We start from the raw sequence: 18204 nt of genomic DNA on the forward strand, positions 1-18204 counted from the left end.
TCTCGCCGTCAGACCCCGGCGAGCCGGACGCAGCGCGCGGCGTGGCCCGGCGCCACCGCGACCCGCGCGGGCAGGCCCTCGCGGCAGGCCGGCACGACGAGGCCGCAGCGCGGCTCGAACGGGCAGCCCGGAGGGGGGTCGGCGAGGTCCGGAGGCGAGCCCGGGATGGTGGCCAGCCGCACCCCCTTCGGCGAATCCGGGGTGATGCGGGAGGCCAGCAGCCCCCGCGTGTAGGGATGGGCCGGGGTTCCGATCACCGCGCCGCTCGCCCCGACCTCGACGAGGTGGCCGCCATACATCACCGCCACCCGGTCGGCGACCTGCACCGCCACGCCGACGTCGTGCGTGACGAAGATCACCGCCAGCCCGAGGTCGCGCTGCAACTCGCGCAGGAGCAGCAGGATCTGGATCTGCACCGTGGCGTCGAGCGCCGTGGTCGGCTCGTCGGCGAGCAGCACCTTCGGCCGGCAGGCCAGTGCCAGCGCGATCATCGCCCGCTGGCGCATCCCGCCCGACAGCTCGTGCGGATAGGCGTCGAGGCGGCGGGCCGGTGAAGGGATGTGGACGCGCTCGAACAGCTCCAGGGCGCGGGCCCGCCCGGCGGCGCGGGAGACGCCCTCGTGGCGCATCACGGCTTCCGCGATCTGGTCGCCGATGCGGTAGACCGGATCGAGGGCGAGGCCCGGATCCTGGAAGATCATCGCGACGGTGCCGCCACGATAGGCAGAGAGGGCCTTGGGCTTCAGCCCGAGCACGTCGTGCCCATCGACCCTGAGATGCCCGCCGATGCGGGTACGGGATTCGGGCAGGAGCCGCATCAGGGCCCGCAGGGTCACGGACTTGCCCGAGCCCGATTCGCCGAGCAGAGCCAGGGCCTCGCCGGCGCGGATCGAGAAATCGACCCCGCCGACCGCCCGGACCGGCTTTCGCCCGCCGAGGAAATCGACCGTGAGGTCGCGGACCTCGATCAGGGCGTCGGAGGAGGCGGTATCGTTCGCGCGGACGGGTGCGTTCATCGGTCGAGCCTCACGCCGCCATCGGGACCGGGGACGAATCCGGGTGGCCGGAGCCCGGCACCGCGAGATGGCAGGCCGCGAGATGCGCCGGCGCCACCGCGGCGAGGCCGGGCTCGCGGGTGCGGCAGACATCCGCGGCGAACTTGCAGCGGGTGTGGAAGCGGCAGCCCGGGGGCGGATTGATCGGGTTGGGCGGGTCGCCGGTGAGCGGCGCCTCGTCCAGCCGCGCCTCCGGGTCGGTGGAAGGCTGCGAGGCCAGCAATGCCGCCGTGTAGGGGTGGCGCGGCGCCCCGAGGATCGCGTCGGCCGGGCCGATCTCGGCGACGCGGCCGAGATACATCACCATCACCCGGTCGGACATGAAGCGCACGACATTCAGGTCGTGCGAGATGAAGATGTAGGTCAGCCCGAATTCCTGCTTGAGGTCGGTCAGCAGGTTCAGCACCTGCGCCTCCACCGACTTGTCGAGGGCCGAGACCGCTTCGTCGAGGATGAGCAGGCGGGGCTCCAGGGCCAGGGCCCGGGCGATGTTGACCCGCTGGCGCTGCCCGCCCGAGACCTCGTGCGGGTAGCGCCCGCCGAAGCGTCGCGGCTCGAGGCCGACCCGGCGCAGGAGGTCGTGGGCGCGGGCGAGCGCCGCCGCCGAGGACAGGCCGTGCGCCTTCGGCCCGAAGGCTACCGATTCCTCGACCGTCAGCCGCGGGTTGAGCGAGGCGTAGGAATCCTGGAACACCATCTGGACCTGGCGGCGATAGGCCTTCAGGTCGAGGGCGCGGGAGCCCAGCAGCTCGCCGTCGAAGACGATGTCGCCCTTGTCCTGCCGGGAAATCTGCATCAGCAGGCGCGCCGTCGTCGACTTGCCGCAGCCGGATTCGCCGACGACGCCGAGGGTCTCGCCCTTCATCACCGAGAAGTCGACGCCGTCGACGGCGCGCACCGCCGGCCCCTTGCCGAAGAGGCTGCCCTTGCCGGCGAAGTGCTTCACGAGGCCGTCGACGGTGAGGAGCGGCTGGCCGGGACCGCCGCGGTCGCGGGGATCGAGATCGGTCACTGGCGCACCTCCATGGCCGAGCGCAGGCCGTCCGACAGCAGGTTGAACGAGATCGAGGTGATGAAGATCATCACGCCGGGGAGCGCCGCGACGACCGGGTTGACGTAGATCGCGGTGCGCAGGGTGTTGAGCATCAGGCCCCATTCCGGCTCCGGCGGCTTCACGCCGAGACCGAGGAAGGAGAGACCCGAGGCCAGGATCATCGAGACCGAGATCAGGCTGGTGGCGTAGACGAAGACCGGGCCCAGCACGTTGCCGAGCACCTGCACCCGCACCACCGTGAACGGGTTCGCGCCCGAGACCCGGGCCGCCTCGACGTAGTCGCGGTTGCGGATCTGCACCGTGACGCTTTCCGCCACGCGGGTGATCTGCGGCACGAACACGACCGTGAGCGACACGATGGAATTCAGGATGCCGGCCCCCAGCGCGCCCGACAGCGCGATGGCTAGCAGCACCGAGGGAAAGGCGAAGAACACGTCGACGACGCGCATGATCAGCGTGTTGATCCAGCCGCCGGCATAGCCGGCGAGAATCCCCAGGGCCGATCCGACGAAGAACGCGATGACGACCGGCAGCACGCCCATGAACAGCGACAGGCGGCCGGCATAGAGGAGCCTCGTCAGCATGTCGCGGCCGAGCTCGTCCGAGCCGAGCCAGTAGGTGGCGTCGCCCACGTGGCGCAGGCGCCGGATCATCGAGCCCTTGAACGGGTCCATCGGGGCGATCAGCGGTGCGAAGATCGCCGCGAGCACGATCGCCAGGATCACGAAGCCCGCCGCCATCGCGACCGGATCGCGGGCGAGCCGCCGCAGCACGCTGCCCCAGTAGCCGCGCGAGGCGACGACCGGGATCTCGGGGGCGGCGACCGCCGCGACGGGATCGCCGGTGGCGAGCGAGGTCTGGATGGACATGCGGTCAGGCCCTCTCGATGCGGGGGTCCAGCGCGGTCTGCACCACGTCGACCAGGAGGTTGAGGGTGACGAAGAACATCGCCAGGACCAGGATCGTGCCCTGGAGCAGCGGCAGGTCGCGCTGGAAGATCGCCGCGTTGAGGAGGAAGCCGGTGCCCGGCCAGGCGAACACCGTCTCGATCAGGATCGAGCCGCCGAGCAGGTAGCCGAGTTGCAGCCCCATGATGGCGATCGCGGTCGGCGCCGCGTTCTTGACCACGTGGCGGAAGACGCCGAACTCCGACAGGCCCTTGGCGCGCAAGGCCTGCACGAAGTCCTGGTGCAGGATGTCGCCGACCAGCGCCCGGACGGTGCGAGAGATCACCCCCATGGGGATCACCGACATGGTGACGGCCGGCAGCAGGATGTAGCGCAGGTGCTCGAGGTCCGGGACCCAGTTGCCCGACCCCTGCGGCCCCGCGCCGGTCGGCGGCAGCCAGCCGAGGGTGGCCGAGAACACGATCACCAGCACGATGCCGAGCCAGTAATGCGGCACGCTGACCCCGAACACCGCGATCGACGAGGCGACCCGGTCGAGCCAGGAATCGCGGGCATAGCCGGCGACGAAGCCGAAGAAGGTACCGAAGGTGAAGCCGATCAGCGTCGCCACGGAGGCGAGGATCAGGCTGTTGCCGACGGCGCGCCCGACCTCCGCCAGGACCGGGCGGCCGGTGGCGATCGAGGTGCCGAGGTCGCCGTGCAGCACCTTCCAGAGCCACAGGCCGTACTGCACCGGCAGCGGCTTGTCGAAGCCGTAGGCCGCCCGCATCTGCGTCTGCATCTCGGCGGTGGCGTCTACGGGAAGGATCGCGCTCAGGGGATCGCCGGGCGCGAGGTGGACGAGGAGGAAGCACACCAGGCTGACGCCCAGGGCGACCGGGGCGGCGTAGCCGATGCGCTTGAGGATGAAGAGGATCATGAGCGAGAGGATCCTGGAGGCAGCGCCGGTTGTCGGGGTCGTGGTCCCGCCCGGTGCGGGCCGGGCGGGAGATCGGTCAGACGCTCATTTCGCCATGGTGATCGGCGAGAAATCCTGGAACCAGCTCTGGGCCTGGACGAAGCCCTGTACCTTCTTGCTCATCGCCCGCGGGTTGACGTCGTGGGTGACCATCAGGAACAGCGCGTCATCCACGAATTTCTCGTGGATCTTCTGCAGGACTGCGACCTGGTTTTTCGGCTCGAAGGTCGTGCGGACCTCGTCGAACAGCTTGTCCATCGCCGGGTCGCAGTAATAGCCCCAGTTGGTGCCGTTGGGCGGCGCCAGGTTGCACTGGGCGTGGCGGATGAAGGCGGTGAACGGGTCCTGGATCAGGTAGGAATAGTTCATCGCGGTACCGCCGCGGGCACTGTCGGACTTCGATCCGGCGCGCCAGATGTTGATCAGCGTGTTCCACTCCACGACCTCGTAATCGACCTTGATGCCGACCTCCGCGAGGTTCTGCTGCAGGAACTCGTTCATCGGCAGCGGCTGCATCTGGCCCGAGCCCGAGGCCGAGATCAGCACCTTGGTGACGAGCGGCTTGTTCGGGCCGTAGCCGGCTTCCTTGAGGAGCTTCTTCGCCGCCTCTGGATCATACGCGAGCTTGAAGCTCGGCTTGCCGAACCAGGGATGGCCGGGGGTGAGGAAGCCCTCCGCCGGGGTGGAGAGGCCCCCTAGGAACTCCTTCAGGCCCTCGCGGTCGATGGCGAGGTTCGCGGCCTTGCGCACGCGCACGTCGTTCCACGGCGAGCCCTCGGCTCGCGACAGGTGCCAGGTCCAGTTATGCGGGTAGAGGTTGGTGACGAGGGCAAAGCCCGCGGCCTTCAGCGAGGGCACCGCGTCCGGCGCCGGCGCCTCGATCCAGTCGACCTGGCCCGAGCGGAGCGCGGCGACCCGGGCATTGGCCTCCGGGAGCGGCACCAGGACCATGCGATCGAGCTTCGGAACACGGCCCTTGTCCCAGTAGTCCTTGTTCGGCACCAGCTCCAGGCGCTCGCGCGGTACAAAGCCGGTCACCTTCCACGGCCCGGTGCCGGAGGGCGCCTTGGCGACGGCGTCCCAGCTCTTGCCCTGCTTCTCCCAGTTGGCGGGAGACGACATCAGGATCCAGGCGATCTGGTAGGGGAAGGTGGCGTCCGGGTTCTTGGTGACGATCTCGACCGTCATCGGGTCGACCGCCTTGTAGGATGCCACGGCCGGGATGCGGGTGCGGCCCTGCGCCGACTGGCGCGGGTCGAATTGCGGGCTGTCCGACTTCAGGAGCTTGTCGAGGTTCCACACCACGGCGTTGGCGTCGAAGGCCGAGCCGTCGTGGAAGGTGACGCCGGGGCGGAGCTTGAAGGTCCAGCGGGTCTTGTCCGCCGGGTCGATCGTCCAGGAGGTGGCGAGGCCGGGCGTCAGGTCGGAGGCCTTGTCGGCCCGGCTGAGGTCCCAGTTGATGAGCGCGTCGTACACCGTATAGCCGGTGAAGCGCATGCCCTCGCCGCCATTGTCGGCCTGGCCGGTGGTCAGCGGGATGTCGGAAGCCGTCATGCCGATGCGCAGCACGCCCTGCGCGCTCGCGGTCCCCGTCAATGCGAGGGCGAGGGCGAGCCCCGAGAGGGTCCGCCCGAACGGGCGCAGGGGCAGGCGGGTTAGCAGCGGCATCGTGGAGGATCCCCGTCGGTGTTTGACGGGAAGGTGGCTGCAAGAGCCCTGCCAACTGAGCGCTGCCTCCTGACTGATCTCGGGATGCGGATTTCGCCCAGCGAAAATGCCCTATTTTTAGGCTGCATCATTCGCAGGCGAACAATCCACAGCGAGCGTGGCGCTACATCAGGCAGGCCTCCGCCTGCGCGGTGTCGATCTGACGGTCGGCGACGAGATGGGCGAGGCCGTGGACCAGGGCCCAGGCCCGCAAGGCGTCCCGGCCGACGATGCCCTTGCCGGACGTGGCGTCCTCCTGCGTGACGGCCACCAAGGCGCCGAACGTTCCCCTGGCGACGGCCGCCAGCTCGGGATGGTCCGCCGGGTCGAGTGTGCCGCCGAACATCAGCCGGAAGGTCGCCCGCTCCTCCGCGGCGAACCGCAGATAGGCCCGTCCGAACGCCTTGAGCCGGTCCGCCGGATCGACCTCCGCTGCCGCATCGGACTGGGTGCGGTGCAGGGTCCGGAACCCCTCCGCCGCGACTGCCGCCAGCAGGGCTTCCCGGCTCGGGAAGTGCCGGTAGGGCGCGTTGTGCGACACCCCGGCCTGCCGCGCCGCCTCCCGCAGGGTGACGGCCTCGATCCCGCCGCTTCGCAGGAGAGCCTGCGCCGCCGCGATCAGGCTGCGGCGCAGGTTGCCATGATGGTACGTCCCCTCGCCAGATGTTGACAACGCCCACATTCCCTGTATGTTGCGCCTGCCAACATAGGCTTGTCCAGAGGGGCCGCAAGCCGCCGCGCTCGCGAGCCGCGCAAGGTGTCCGGCCATGACCGTGCAGCCGCTCCTCCATGCCTCCCCGGTGATCCAGCTCCACGCTGCGGCGGCACTCGCCGCCCTGGGGCTCGGAGCGCTCCAGTTCGGGTTGCCGCGGGGCGGGGGACGGCATCGGCAGATGGGCAAGCTCTGGGTCGGGCTGATGGCCGTGGTGGCGCTCAGCTCCTTCGGCATCTCGGGCCTGCGCCAGTTCGGGCCGTTCAGCTGGATCCACCTCCTGTCGCTGTTCACGCTCGTCGCCCTGGTGCGCGCGGTGCTCTACGCGCGACGGGGCAACGTGGCGGCCCATCGCTGGACGATGATCGGCCTCTATCTCGGAGCACTGGTGATCACCGGATTGTTCACGCTGATGCCGGGGCGGATCATGGGGCATGTCGTGTTCGGGTGAAGTCTCGGATCCTGTTCGCCTGCTCCCGGCGATACTGGCGTCCTCGCGTCATTCCGAAGGCCGCGCAGCGGAGCCCGGAGCGACGCGGTAGGCTTGATCGAGGCCCATCGACAAAGGCTCTCAGGCAAGCACCCGCCCCAGCATCAGCTCGGTCACCGCTCCGACCCCGTTGGCGCCGTACGTCGCGCGCTCCCGGGCGAGCCGCGTCGCCGCGTAGGCCTCGGCGAGGGCCGGCGGCGCGCAGGTCGCCAGGGCCGCCGTGGCCGCGAGGGCCGCCAGGCGGCCGGTGGCGAAGCGGGAACGGGCCTCGGCATCGGGTGCCCGGAGCGCCGCGACGATATCGGCCTGCGCCTCGCGCACGCCCGGCAGCCCCTCCGCGTCCTCGGCGAGTTCGGCCACGAGGCCGACCGCCTCCTCCGGCGCCCGGGCGGCGGCGCGCAGCACGTCGAGGGCCATGACGGTGCCGGAGCCCTCCCAGATCGCGTTGACCGGTGCCTCGCGATAGAGCCGGGGCAGGGGGCTCTCCTCGACGTAGCCGTTGCCGCCGACCGCCTCCATCGCCTCGTGGACGAAGCCGGGCGCGGCCTTGCACACCGCGTACTTCACCGCCGGGGTGAGGAGCCGGGCGCGCACCCCCTCGCCGCGGTCGAAGGCGGCGGCGAGGCGCATGACGAGGGCGGTCTGCGCCTCGCTGTCGAGGGCGAGGTCGGCCAGCACCCGGCGCATCGCCGGCTGGTCGACGAGGAGCTTGCCGAACGCCCGGCGGTGACGGGCGTGGTGGAATGCCAGCACCAGGGCCATGCGGCACAGGCCCGCCGAGGCGACCGCGCAATCGAGCCGCGTCAGCTGCACCATCGCCAGGATGGTCGGGACGCCGCGGCCTTCCTCGCCGATCCGCCAGCCGAAGGCCTGCCGGAACTCGACCTCCGACGAGGCGTTCGAGCGGTTGCCGAGCTTGTCCTTCAGGCGTTGCAGGTGCAGCGCGTTGACCGACCCGTCGGGCCGGTGGCGCGGCACCAGCAGGCAGGTCAGGCCGCCGGGCGCCTGCCCCAGCACCAGGAAGCCGTCGGACATCGGCGCCGAGAAGAACCACTTGTGGCCGGTGAGCGCATAGCTGTCGCCGCCCGTCGGCGCGGCCCGGGTGGTGTTGGCGCGGACATCCGTGCCGCCCTGCTTCTCGGTCATGCCCATGCCGAGGGTGACGCCCGCCTTCTCGTACCAGGGCCGGAAGGACGGATCGTAGCGACGGCTCGCGATCCGCGGCAGCCAGGCGGCGAGGTGAGCGGGCGCGGCCGCCAGCGCCGCCACCGCCGCGCTCGTCATGGTCATCGGGCAGAGATGCCCGCTCTCGACCCCGGCCACTTGGAACACCCTTGCCGCCCGGGCGAGATGGCCGTGCGGGCGCGGCCCCGCCGGGTCGGCCCCGTCCCAGATCGAGGCGTGCAGGCCGTCGGCGACGCTCGCCGACATCAGGGCGTGGTAGGCGGGATGGAACTCGACCCGGTCGGCCCGGTGCCCGCTCGCATCGTGGGTTCGCAGCACGGGGGAATGCGCGTTGGCGAGGCGGCCGAGTTCGAGGCGCTCGGCCGAGCCCCAGCGGGCGCCGAAGGCGTCAAGCCCCTCCGCCTCCGCCGGCGTACCGAGGGCCGCGAGCGCTCCCCGCAAGGCCGCATCGGCCGCGAACAGGTTCGCGTCGCCGAAGGGCGGGCTCTGGTTGAGGACGTCGTGGGTGTCGGTCGTCATCCAGCGATGGTGCCGTGCGGCCGCGGAGGGCGCAACGGCCCTCGCCTTTCGGTGATGATGAGGCGGAGGCTGACACGCTGCTACGATCAGGAACGGCTGGTCCGACGGGGAGGGATCCGCGATGGCAGGGCGCATCGTCGTGGTGGGAGGCGGCTTCGCCGGCCTGTGGGCGGCCGCGGCGGCGGCGCGGACCCGGGACGCCCTCGGGCGCGACGACGTCATCACCCTGGTGGCGCCCGGCCGGTCCCACATCGTGCGGGTGCGCTGCTACGAGGCCGACCTCGCGCCCCTGCGCGTCCCCTACGACGACGTGCTCGGCCCGATCGGGGTGGCGCATGTCGACGCGACGGTCGCGGCGGTCGATCCGGCCGGGTGCCGGGTGGTGCTGCAGCCCGATCCCGTCGGCGCGACGCCCGTCGCCCTCGGCTACGACCGCCTGATCCTGGCCGCCGGCAGCGCGCTGCGGCGCCCCGACGTGCCTGGCGCCGATTCGGCCCTCGACGTCGACACCCTGGCGGGAGCCCAGCGTCTCGCCGCCCATCTCGAGCGGCTCGCCCGCGCGGCGGCGGGAAGCCGTCACGCCGGCCGCTGGGAGGCGGTCGTGGTCGGCGGCGGCCTCGTCGGGCTGGAGATCGCCTGCGAGCTGCCGGCCCGCCTCGCGCGGGCCCGCGACCACGCGGGCGACGCCGGCCCGGTCGGCACGACGCTGGTCGATCCCGCCGCCCAGGCCGGGCAGGCGATGGGCGCGGCCGGCCCGGCGATCCGGCAGGCCCTGGTGGCGGCCGGCGTTGCGTATCGCGGCGGCGCCGGCGTCGCGGCGATCGACGCGGCCGGCGTCACCCTGTCAGACGGCACGCGGCTGCCGGCCCTGACGGTCGTGCTCGCCACCGGATTGCGCGCGAGTCCGCTCGCCGGAATGCTCGGCGTTCCGCTCGATCCGCTCGGCCGGCTGCCGGTCGACGCGTTCCTGCGGGTCGAGGGCGTGCCGGAGGTCTTCGCCGCCGGCGACGTCGCGGCGGCGCGGGCCGACGCCGCCGGCCACGCCACCGTGATGTCGTGCCAGCACGCCCGGCCGATGGGCCGGATCGCCGGCCACAACGCCGTCTGCGACCTCGCCGGATGCCGGCAGGACAGCCTGCCCTTCGCGGCGCCCGACTATGTCACGGTCCTCGATCTCGGTCCCTGGGGCGCCGCCTACACGGCGGGATGGGATCGGGAGCACCTGGTCTCGGTCGGGGCGGCGGCCAAGGCCGTCAAGCGGACGATCAACGGCAGCCGGATCTACCCGCCCCCCGGCGGCGACCGCGCCGCCATCCTCGCCGCGGCGGCGCCGGTGGTCCAGGCGCCTCCGGCCCCGGGCTGAGGGATCCGGCTCAACGCCGGGTCGCGTCGATCCGGTCGCGGTCCATGGCCAGGGGCGGGCGGGTGGCCGGCGCCCGCAGCAGCCGGTCGCGGCTCAGGCCCTTGTGGACGTGGACCATCAGGGCGATGCCGAAGAGCGGCGTGATCAGGTTGACGACCGGCACCAGCATCAGCCCGGCGAGGAGCGCGCCGGCGAGCATCACGGTGGCGGTGTGGTGGCGCCGCATGGCGCCGGCCTCGGGCAGCGGCCGGAACCGGGCGGCGGCGAGCTCGAAATACTCGCGGCCGAGCAGGTAGGTGTTGGCGAGGAAGAACGCCGCGACGTTGATGCCCGGGACCAGCAGCAGCGCCAGCGCCGCGAGGTTCACGGCGAGCGCGAGTGCTGCGAAGCGCAGGGTATAGAGCATCGCCTGCCCGAGCGGCATCGCCCGGCCCGGCACCTCGTCCGGGAAATCGGTGCGCTCGACGATCGCCGCGGCGTCGTCGAGGAAGTAGCCCGCCACCAGGATCGAGACCGGCGGCAGGATGTAGGCGAGCCCGACGAACAGCCCGGCTCCGGCGAGGAAAGACGCCACCGCGTTGACCATCGCGTAGTCGGTCGAGATCGGGTGCGCGGCGATCAGCGCCGCGATCGCCTTGGTGAGGCCGAACCACACCAGCACCAGCAGCCCGACCGTGAGGCCGAGCGACTTCCACAGGATCTGGCGCAGCGGCGGGGAAAAGACCTGCCGCAGGGCCGCGAAGGCGGAATTGATCAGCATCGGGACCTCGGGCGTGAACTCGCCGCCGCACACTTGATGTCGAACGCCCTCGCCGTCCAGGGGCGAACCGCGCCGCGCTTCGCGGGTTGAGGCTGCACCAAACGTCGCGTGCGTCACAAGGAGGTTCGACCGATGGACATCGCCGTTGAGAAGGTCAGTGAGTTCATCCTGCGGGCCCGGGCCCTCGACGTGAAGGAGGGCTTGAGCGATCCCGATTCCGGCTCGAACCCGATCGACGACGGCGCCCGGGACGTGCTGGTCGACGGCACCGACGACGCGACCGAGGAGGAGCTGCGCGAGATGATCGCCGGCCTCAACGACGACGAGCGCGCCGAACTGGTGGCGATCCTGTTCGTCGGCCGCGGCGACATGGAGCCGGAGGAATTCCCCGACGCGGTCCGCCTCGCCCGCGAGCGCGAGGCCGCCGGCACCCGCACCGCCGATTACCTGCTCGGGATCCCCAATGTCGGCGACCTGCTCGACGAGGGTCTGGCGGCGTTGGGGCTGAACTCCGAGGTGTAGGCCCGTTCGGCCTGCCCTGGCGGTTCCGACGTCCACGATGTCATCCCGGGTTCCGCTGCGCGGTCCCGGGATGACGAGGAGGGTGGAAAAACCATCGGAGCGAGACGCGCGCCGACGGCCTTGTCACGGGCTGTCCGTCACTCCGCCGCCAGCGCCTGATGCACCACCGGCACCGCCGGCGCGCCCTCCCAGCGGGAATTGGCCGGAATGGTCTCGCCCTTCATCACGATGGTGAGCGGGCGTAGCTGGGCGTAGTCGCCAACCTTGGTGTCGTAGAGCACCGTCGCGAAGGCGCCGACGCTGACGCCGCGGCCGACCTCGATCCGGCCGACCTTCATCACCCGGTCCTCGTACAGGTGGGTCTGGAGCGCCGACATCCGGTTGACCGAGGCGAAGTCGCCGATGGTGACGCAGTCGAATTCGGTGATGTCGGTGGCGAGCATGCACACGCCCTCGCCGGTGCGGGTGCCGAAGAGGCGCAACACCCAGGGCAGGAACGGCGTGCCCATCAGGTGCTCGAGCAGCACCTTGCCGGCCAGGCCCCAGTACATCACCGCGACGGCCTCGGTGCGCATCGCCCACCACGACCACATCGGGTGCATGCCGGGCTCGTAGCGGCCCATCAGCAGCCACTTGACGGCGATCACCACCAGGGTCTGCAGCACCGCGATCACCACGCTGGTGGCGACGAAGCTGACCGCGAGGCCGCCCCAGTCGCCGGCCAGGATCGCCGGGTAGAACACGAAATCGATCGCCAGGATGGCGAAGGTGATGAACAGCATCGGCGAGAACGAGGAGGTGAACGCCTCGAACACGCCGCGGCGGACCCGCGGCCAGATCCCGGGCTCGAAGGTCTGGGCCTGACCGAGATCGACCTTCTGGCGGGACGGCAGCTTGATCGGCGGCGAGCCGAACCAGGTCTCGCCCGGCGCCATGCGGTCGTTGGCCGGCGGCTTCGACTTGATGCCGATCAGCACGTCGTCCGGGATGATCGCGCCCGGCGGCACCACCGCGTCGTTTCCGACGAAGACCCGGGCACCGGTACGGACGGGCGCCAGCTCCATCACGCCGCGGCGTACCTCCTCCTCGCCGTAGACCACTTCGTCGGCGATGAAGTTGCGCGGTCCCACCTCCGCGAGGTCGTAGCGGCCCGCGAGGTTGGTCGAGATCTCGGCGCCCTGGCCCATCCCGGCACCCATCAGCCGGTACCAGGCCCTCATGTAGACCGTGGCGAAGAGCGAGGAGAGGGTCTCCAGCGTCACCTCGGCGGCGAGCGCCACCGCCCATTTGCGCAGGTAGGTGCCGCTATGGATCGAATAGCTGCCCTCGCGCAGGCGCGGCAGCACCAGCCAGCGGATGCCGGCGATCAGCCCGACCGTGCCGGCGGTCATCAGCATCGCCGTCGGCCAGGTCAGGAGCGGCAGGTAGACGTGGTAATCCACGTCGGTCATCGTCGCGAGCGAATCGCTGATCTGGTCGAAGATGTAGAAGGCCGGGAAGATCGGCAGAAGGCCGACCGCCGGGATCGCCGCCAGCAGCACCGCGTAGATCACGAAGAACACGGCCCGCCGCCGGGGCGAGGCCTCCGGCGCCGGCTGCAGGTGCGAGACGTCGACCATGCCGACCTTGCGCCCGGGCGAGCCGTCCCAGGCCTCGGCCCGGCCGACCCGCGTGCCGGAGGGCACCGTGGTCAGGTCGGCGAGCTCCGCATGGTCCTCGATCCTCGTGTCGTAGCCGACGACGCAGGAGGTCCCGATGGCGACGTCGTCGCCGATCGAGACCCGGCCGATGACCAGCTCGTTGCCGACCACCTCGGCATTGGCCAGCGTCAGCCGGCCGCCGAGGGAGGCGCCGCGGCCGATGCTGACGAGGTCCGGAGCGCCGATCTCGATGTCGGAGATCAGCGCGTCCTCGCCGACCTTGGCGCCGAGCAGCCGCAGGTAGATGCGGATCATCGGCGAGCCCTGGAGCCACTTGACGTGGACGAGCGGCGTCAGGCGCTGGGTCAGCCACCAGCGGAAATAGTAGGTGCCCCACAGGGGATAGCGCCCGGGCCGGGTGCGCCCGAGGACCAGCCACTTCATGGCGATGGCGATGAGCGCGGTGGCGGCGTTGAGCCCGATATAGACGAGCAGGAGCACCGCCATCTCGGCGAAAAAGCCCAGCTCGCCGCCGGTGATCAGCAGGTAGGTGACGAAGATGCCGAGCCACTGCGCGGTGGCGAGCGCGATGATGAAGGGCAGCACGAGGGCCTGCGCCAATCCGCACAGGAAGCGCCGGCGGAGCGGCGGCGGCTCGAAGGAGAGGTCGTGGATCGCGGCGGCCGCCCCCGCGCCGCCGGTCCGCTCGATCAAGGCCGCGGCCATCGCCCGGAGCGTGCGGCCGTTATAGACGTCCTGGAGGGTGATGCCGGCGAGCGCCGGCACCTCGCGCACCGCCGAGACGAAGCGGGCGGCGAGCAGCGAGTGGCCGCCGAGATCGCCGAAGAAATCGGCCTCGAACGGGATCGGCTGGTTGCCGAACACCTTGTGGGCCGCGGCGAGCAGGGCTTCCTCGGTCTCGTCGCGCGGCTCCTCCTGCTCGCCCGAGGTCTCGACCACCGCGAGGGCTACGGCGCGCAGGGCCTTGCGGTCGACCTTGCCGGAGGCGGCGAGGACGGGGAGGCTCTCCACCACCTCGAAATGCGCCGGGATCATGTAGGGCGGCATCGTCTCGGCGAGCGCGGCGCGCAGGCGCCCGCGATCGAATTCCGCGCCCCGCTCGGGGACCGCGAAGGCCACCAGCCGGTCGACGCCGTCATCCTGGCGCAGGACCACCGCCGCCGAGGCGATGCCGGGTTGCACCCGGATCCGGGATTCGATCTCGCCCAGCTCGACCCGGAAGCCGCGAACCTTCACCTGGTCGTCGATGCGGCCGTGGAACACGATGCGGCCGGCGTGATCGAGCGAGACCGCGTCGCCGGAGCGGTAGAGCACCGGGTCCGAGCCGTCGCCGCCATAGGGGTTGGCGACGAACTTCTCGGCCGTCAGCTCCGGCCGGGCGAGGTAGCCCTTGGCCACGCCCGGCCCGCCGATCAGGAGTTCGCCCTGCATGCCGGGACCGACGAGGTTCAGCGCCTCGTCGGCGATGTAGGCGGTGTAATTGGCGATCGGCCCGCCGATCGTGACCGGATCGCCCGGCTTCATCTCGGCGGCGGTCGCCACCACGGTCGCCTCGGTCGGCCCGTAGGTGTTGAACAGCTTTCGCGACGGTGTCGCCCAGCGGGTGATCAGCGGCTCGGGCAGGGCCTCGCCGCCGAGCAGGATCAGCCGCAGGCGCGGCACGTCCTTGGTCATCAGCCCGAGCAAGGTCGGCACCGTGTCGAGGACCGTGATACCGGCCTCGGTCAGGATGTCGGGCAGGGCCTCGGCGTCGCCCATCTGGGCCGGGCTCGCCACGAACAGGGTCGCGCCAGCGAGATACGGGACCCAGATCTCCTCCATCGAGAGATCGAAGGCCACCGAGGCGCCCTGGAACACCACGTCGTCGCCGGTCACACCGTAGAGGTCGTTGGCCGAGCGCAGGAAGTGGCAGATGTTGCGGTGGCTGATGACGATGCCCTTCGGCACGCCGGTCGAGCCCGAGGTGTAGATCAGGTAGGCCGGGTGCTCCGGCGTCAGGCCGGCGGCGCGCAGGTCGGGCGCCGGGCCGTTCGCCGCGCTCGCGATCTCGTCGGGGGTCAGGGCCGGGCAGGTACCCGTCGGCGCCTTGTCCTTGAGGGCGCCCGAGACGACCAGCGCCTTGGCGTCGGCATCCTTCAGGCAGACGGCGACCCGGTCCGAGGGCGCCTCGGCGTCGAAGGGCAGCCAGGCGGCGCCGGCCTTGGTGATGCCGATCTGCGCCACCAGCAGGTCGGGCGAGCGCGCCATCCACAGGCCCACGACGTCGCCGGGCTTCACGCCCCGCGCCGCCAGCCCCGCGGCGATCGCGTCGGAGCGCCGGTCGACCGCAGCGTAGGACAGGCGAGAGCGCGAGGCCGAATCGCCGCCGCTCGCCGCGTCGACGAGCGCGGTATGGTCCGGCCGGCTCCGCGCCGTCTCGCGAAAGATCTCGGCCAGCACCTCGTCGCGGATGAGATCCGGCCGCACGGGGCCGCGCAGCACCGCCGCTCCCGCGGGCGGCAGGGCCGTCTGGCTCCCCGCGTGGCTCGACGGGCGGACGGTCCCGGCGGTGTGGTTCATCAAGCGACTCCGCTGGCCCGGGCGGGCCCTTGAACGCGTGGGCGCCGGCCCGACGCCGGCATCACCGGATATCCGGCGCGGATCTGTCCCGCTCGCCGAGAAGGGCGCGGGCGGGCAGGCGGGAGGTGGACGAGAACCGGGGCCGGTTCAAGGCACGGCCGGCGACAAAACGCGACGTCAGACCCAGCGCCGCGTGCCGCCCTCGAGCACAAGGATCCGGCCCTGCAGGATCTCGAGATGGGGTGCGTCCTCGGTCTTCGCCGCTCCCAGCGTCACCATGACGGCGCGGGCGACGCCGCCATGGGCGACGATCACCGTCGGCCGGTCGAGGGCGTCGAGGAGCGGGCGCACCCGCTCGGCCACCATGGCGTAGCTCTCCGCGCCCTCGCCCGGCGGGCAGAAGCCCCAGCGGTCGCGGTCGCGGACCTGCGACCGGGCGGGGTCGGCGCGGCGCACCTCCTTCCAGGTCAGGCCCTCCCAGGCGCCGAAGCCGATCTCGCGCAGGCGCGGATCGAGCGCGTAGCCGGCGGGATCGAGGCCGAGCGCGCCGCGCAGGCCCTCCATCGTATGCCGGGTGCGCTCCATCGGGCTCGCCAGGTAGGGCAGGTCGCCGACGCCGCTGCCGATGAGGCCGCGCAGCCGCTCGCCGGCCTCGGCGGCCTGGCCGCGGCCCTTGGCGTTGAGGGGCGTGTCGCGCTGGCCTTGCAGGCGGCCTTCGGCGTTCCAGTCGGTCTCGCCGTGGCGCACGAAGTAGATCGGCGGCCGGGTCACAGGCCCGGTCCCTCGGAACGGCCGCGCTTGCCCGCCGTTGTTCTCGTCACCATCCGTCGCACGCCGCTGTCCCTGCCGGAGCCCCCAATCTCCCGATGTCGAAGAAGAACCCGAAACACAAGCCGGTTTCGCTTCCCGGCCGTCCGCGGCCCTCGTCCGCGGCCTGGGCCAGCGAGGCCGGATCGCTGGCCCAGGCAAGTCCGGGCTTCCTCGCCGAACACGGCGCGACCGTCCCGGTGCCGCCGCCGGGCGTGATCCAGTGCCGGCCCGAGACGCCGTGCCGCCTCGACGAGATCGATCCGGACGCGCCGGGCTCCTCCGACGGCAAGATGGCGGCGGAAGACGAGCTGGCGCAGGTGCGGGCCCGGATCCAGGCGCTGCAGGAACGGCTCTACGCCGAGCGCAAGCGCAGCCTGCTGGTGGTGCTCCAGGCGATCGATACCGGCGGCAAGGACGGCACCATCCGGCACGTCTTCGAGGGGGTGAATCCGCAAGGGTGTCAGGTCTCGTCGTTCAAGACGCCGAGCGCCGAGGAACTCGACCACGATTTTCTGTGGCGCTACCACCGGGAGGCCCCGGCCCGCGGCATGATCGGGGTGTTCAACCGCAGCCATTACGAGGACGTGCTGATCGTCCGGGTCAAGCAACTGGTGCCGGAGTCGGTGTGGCGGCCGCGCTACGACCTCATCAACGACTTCGAGCGCCTGCTCACTCTCTCGGGCACCACGGTGCTCAAGATCTTCCTGCACATCTCGAAGGCCGAGCAGAAGGAGCGGCTCGAGAGCCGGCTGACCGACCCGACCAAGAACTGGAAGTTCGACCCCGCCGACCTCGTCGAGCGGGAGGCTTGGCACTCCTACCAGGCGGCGTTCCAGGACGCCCTGACGCTCTGCGGCACGCGGCTCGCGCCCTGGCACGTGGTCCCGGCGAACCGGAAGTGGTTCCGCAACCTCGCGGTGGCACGGCTCGTCGCCGACACGCTCGAGGCGATGGACCCGCAATTTCCGGAGCCGAAGGCGGACCTGAGCGGGATCACGGTGCCGGATTGACGGGATCGACCGGCCGCATCGGAACCCTCGTCCCACCCGCACCCTCGTCCTGAGGGTGCGGGTGGGAGGTACTCATGAACCCGCGGACCGGCTCGGCCCGCGGATGTGCGTTCCTCACGCCGCCTCGTCGCGCTTGCCCAGCCGCTTGTCGAGGTAGGTGTCGACCGTCTGGGTCAGCTCGTCGACCTTGCCGTCGAAGAAGTGGTTGGCGCCCTCGACGATCTGGTGCTCGATGATGACGCCCTTCTGGGTCTTCACCTTCTCGATCACCGGCATCACCTCGCGGGCCGGCGCGACCCGGTCCTCGGAGCCGTGCACGAACAGGCCGGAGGACGGGCAGGGGGCGAGGAAGCTGAAATCGTAGCGGTTGGCCATCGCGGCGATCGAGATGAAGCCCTCGATCTCCGGGCGGCGCATCAGCAGCTGCATGCCGATCCAGGAGCCGAACGACACGCCGGCGATCCAGCACGCCCGCGCTTCGGGGTTGACCGCCTGAACCCAGTCGAGGGCGGCGGCGGCGTCCGACAGCTCGCCGACGCCGTGGTCGAACGAGCCCTGGCTGCGGCCGACGCCGCGGAAGTTGAAGCGCAACGCCGCGAAACCGCGATTCGCGAACGTATAGAACAGGTTGTAGACGATCTGGTTGTTCATCGTGCCGCCGAATTGCGGGTGCGGATGCAGCACGATGGCGATCGGAGCACCCTTCTGCTTCGGCGCCTGGTAGCGCCCCTCCAGCCGACCGGCGGGACCGGCGAAGATGACCTCGGGCATGAACGACCTCTTTCCGGCTTCAACGGTCCGTGAGTGCGGCGATGGCGCGGGTGGGGAGACCTGGTCCGCAGCTTGACTCGGGTCCCGTCTCCCATAAAAGCACCCTTAGAACGGTTCTAAATGATTAGAACCGTTCTAAACAACCGGGTGCCGCAATCCC

At 71.2% G+C, this 18204-nt stretch carries 15 protein-coding genes; 4 read left to right on the forward strand and 11 right to left on the reverse strand.

Features of this window, described 5'->3' with window-relative positions:
* Nucleotides 1-8: 8 nt before the first annotated feature.
* The 6 genes from G4G93_RS18770 to G4G93_RS18795 form a co-directional block, all read right to left on the reverse strand.
* Nucleotides 9-1016: an ABC transporter ATP-binding protein gene (locus G4G93_RS18770; RefSeq protein ID WP_165086237.1), complete on the reverse strand. Its 1008-nt coding sequence runs from the start codon at nt 1014-1016 to the stop codon at nt 9-11.
* A gap of 10 nt (nt 1017-1026) precedes the next feature.
* Nucleotides 1027-2067, reverse strand: coding sequence for an ABC transporter ATP-binding protein (locus G4G93_RS18775; RefSeq protein ID WP_312892109.1), 1041 nt, complete (start codon nt 2065-2067; stop codon nt 1027-1029).
* Nucleotides 2064-2978, reverse strand: coding sequence for an ABC transporter permease (locus G4G93_RS18780; protein ID WP_165086239.1), 915 nt, complete (start codon nt 2976-2978; stop codon nt 2064-2066). The genes G4G93_RS18775 and G4G93_RS18780 overlap by 4 nt, the downstream gene beginning before the upstream one ends.
* A 4-nt stretch (nt 2979-2982) precedes the next feature.
* The gene (locus tag G4G93_RS18785) at nt 2983-3936 is read right to left on the reverse strand and encodes an ABC transporter permease (RefSeq protein ID WP_165086241.1); all 954 of its coding nucleotides are present in this window, start codon (nt 3934-3936) and stop codon (nt 2983-2985) included.
* 84 nt (nt 3937-4020) lie between these two features.
* Entirely contained in the window at nt 4021-5643 is a 1623-nt protein-coding gene (locus tag G4G93_RS18790) for an ABC transporter substrate-binding protein (RefSeq protein WP_165086243.1), read from the reverse strand.
* A 163-nt stretch (nt 5644-5806) separates the two neighbouring features.
* On the reverse strand, nt 5807-6355 hold the full coding sequence (locus G4G93_RS18795; RefSeq protein ID WP_165086244.1) for a TetR/AcrR family transcriptional regulator: 549 nt from the start codon (nt 6353-6355) through the stop codon (nt 5807-5809).
* A gap of 94 nt (nt 6356-6449) precedes the next feature.
* Here G4G93_RS18795 and G4G93_RS18800 point away from each other — a divergent pair, with 94 nt between their 5' ends.
* Entirely contained in the window at nt 6450-6845 is a 396-nt protein-coding gene (locus G4G93_RS18800; protein WP_165086245.1) for a DUF2306 domain-containing protein, read from the forward strand.
* Nucleotides 6846-6965: 120 nt separating this feature from the next.
* On the opposite strand, the gene G4G93_RS18805 is transcribed toward G4G93_RS18800, so the two are convergent.
* Nucleotides 6966-8588 (reverse strand): isovaleryl-CoA dehydrogenase, encoded by a 1623-nt coding sequence (locus tag G4G93_RS18805; RefSeq protein ID WP_165086246.1) that lies wholly within the window; start codon nt 8586-8588, stop codon nt 6966-6968.
* A 121-nt stretch (nt 8589-8709) separates the two neighbouring features.
* Here G4G93_RS18805 and G4G93_RS18810 point away from each other — a divergent pair, with 121 nt between their 5' ends.
* Nucleotides 8710-9951: an FAD-dependent oxidoreductase gene (locus tag G4G93_RS18810; protein ID WP_165086247.1), complete on the forward strand. Its 1242-nt coding sequence runs from the start codon at nt 8710-8712 to the stop codon at nt 9949-9951.
* A 10-nt stretch (nt 9952-9961) separates the two neighbouring features.
* On the opposite strand, the gene G4G93_RS18815 is transcribed toward G4G93_RS18810, so the two are convergent.
* Entirely contained in the window at nt 9962-10711 is a 750-nt protein-coding gene (locus G4G93_RS18815; RefSeq protein ID WP_165086248.1) for a sulfate transporter family protein, read from the reverse strand.
* A 132-nt stretch (nt 10712-10843) separates the two neighbouring features.
* On the opposite strand from G4G93_RS18815, the gene G4G93_RS18820 reads away from it, so the two are divergent.
* A complete protein-coding gene (locus G4G93_RS18820) occupies nt 10844-11233 on the forward strand; it encodes a DUF3775 domain-containing protein (RefSeq protein WP_165086250.1) in 390 nt (129 codons plus the stop codon).
* Nucleotides 11234-11370: 137 nt separating this feature from the next.
* On the opposite strand, the gene G4G93_RS18825 is transcribed toward G4G93_RS18820, so the two are convergent.
* Both G4G93_RS18825 and G4G93_RS18830 read right to left on the reverse strand, forming a co-directional pair.
* The gene (locus G4G93_RS18825; protein WP_165086251.1) at nt 11371-15453 is read right to left on the reverse strand and encodes a Pls/PosA family non-ribosomal peptide synthetase; all 4083 of its coding nucleotides are present in this window, start codon (nt 15451-15453) and stop codon (nt 11371-11373) included.
* Nucleotides 15454-15630: 177 nt separating this feature from the next.
* Nucleotides 15631-16224 (reverse strand): histidine phosphatase family protein, encoded by a 594-nt coding sequence (locus G4G93_RS18830; protein ID WP_165086252.1) that lies wholly within the window; start codon nt 16222-16224, stop codon nt 15631-15633.
* A 95-nt stretch (nt 16225-16319) separates the two neighbouring features.
* Between G4G93_RS18830 and G4G93_RS18835 the strand changes: the two genes are divergently transcribed.
* Entirely contained in the window at nt 16320-17273 is a 954-nt protein-coding gene (locus G4G93_RS18835) for a polyphosphate kinase 2 family protein (protein ID WP_165086253.1), read from the forward strand.
* A 114-nt stretch (nt 17274-17387) separates the two neighbouring features.
* Here G4G93_RS18835 and G4G93_RS18840 read toward each other — a convergent pair whose 3' ends face one another.
* Nucleotides 17388-18044 carry an alpha/beta hydrolase gene (locus G4G93_RS18840; protein WP_048436017.1) on the reverse strand — a complete coding sequence of 219 codons (657 nt, stop codon included), beginning with the start codon at nt 18042-18044 and terminating at the stop codon, nt 17388-17390.
* Between the last annotated feature and the right edge of the window lie 160 nt (nt 18045-18204).

The sequence above is a fragment of the Methylobacterium sp. DB0501 genome (genome assembly GCF_011043735.1).
In the GTDB taxonomy this organism is placed as follows: Bacteria; Pseudomonadota; Alphaproteobacteria; order Rhizobiales; family Beijerinckiaceae; genus Methylobacterium; species Methylobacterium alsaeris.

Excerpts from the sequence above, each read along its gene's own strand:
- G4G93_RS18770 (WP_165086237.1), bottom strand. The coding sequence starts at position 1,016 with ATGAACGCACCCGTCCGCGCGAACGATACCGCCTCCTCCGACGCCCTG.
- G4G93_RS18780 (WP_165086239.1), bottom strand. The coding sequence starts at position 2,978 with ATGTCCATCCAGACCTCGCTCGCCACCGGCGATCCCGTCGCGGCGGTC.
- G4G93_RS18785 (WP_165086241.1), bottom strand. The coding sequence starts at position 3,936 with ATGATCCTCTTCATCCTCAAGCGCATCGGCTACGCCGCCCCGGTCGCC.
- G4G93_RS18790 (WP_165086243.1), bottom strand. The coding sequence starts at position 5,643 with ATGCCGCTGCTAACCCGCCTGCCCCTGCGCCCGTTCGGGCGGACCCTC.
- G4G93_RS18800 (WP_165086245.1), top strand. The coding sequence starts at position 6,450 with ATGACCGTGCAGCCGCTCCTCCATGCCTCCCCGGTGATCCAGCTCCAC.
- G4G93_RS18805 (WP_165086246.1), bottom strand. The coding sequence starts at position 8,588 with ATGACGACCGACACCCACGACGTCCTCAACCAGAGCCCGCCCTTCGGC.
- G4G93_RS18810 (WP_165086247.1), top strand. The coding sequence starts at position 8,710 with ATGGCAGGGCGCATCGTCGTGGTGGGAGGCGGCTTCGCCGGCCTGTGG.
- G4G93_RS18815 (WP_165086248.1), bottom strand. The coding sequence starts at position 10,711 with ATGCTGATCAATTCCGCCTTCGCGGCCCTGCGGCAGGTCTTTTCCCCG.
- G4G93_RS18820 (WP_165086250.1), top strand. The coding sequence starts at position 10,844 with ATGGACATCGCCGTTGAGAAGGTCAGTGAGTTCATCCTGCGGGCCCGG.
- G4G93_RS18825 (WP_165086251.1), bottom strand. The coding sequence starts at position 15,453 with ATGAACCACACCGCCGGGACCGTCCGCCCGTCGAGCCACGCGGGGAGC.
- G4G93_RS18835 (WP_165086253.1), top strand. The coding sequence starts at position 16,320 with ATGTCGAAGAAGAACCCGAAACACAAGCCGGTTTCGCTTCCCGGCCGT.
- G4G93_RS18840 (WP_048436017.1), bottom strand. The coding sequence starts at position 18,044 with ATGCCCGAGGTCATCTTCGCCGGTCCCGCCGGTCGGCTGGAGGGGCGC.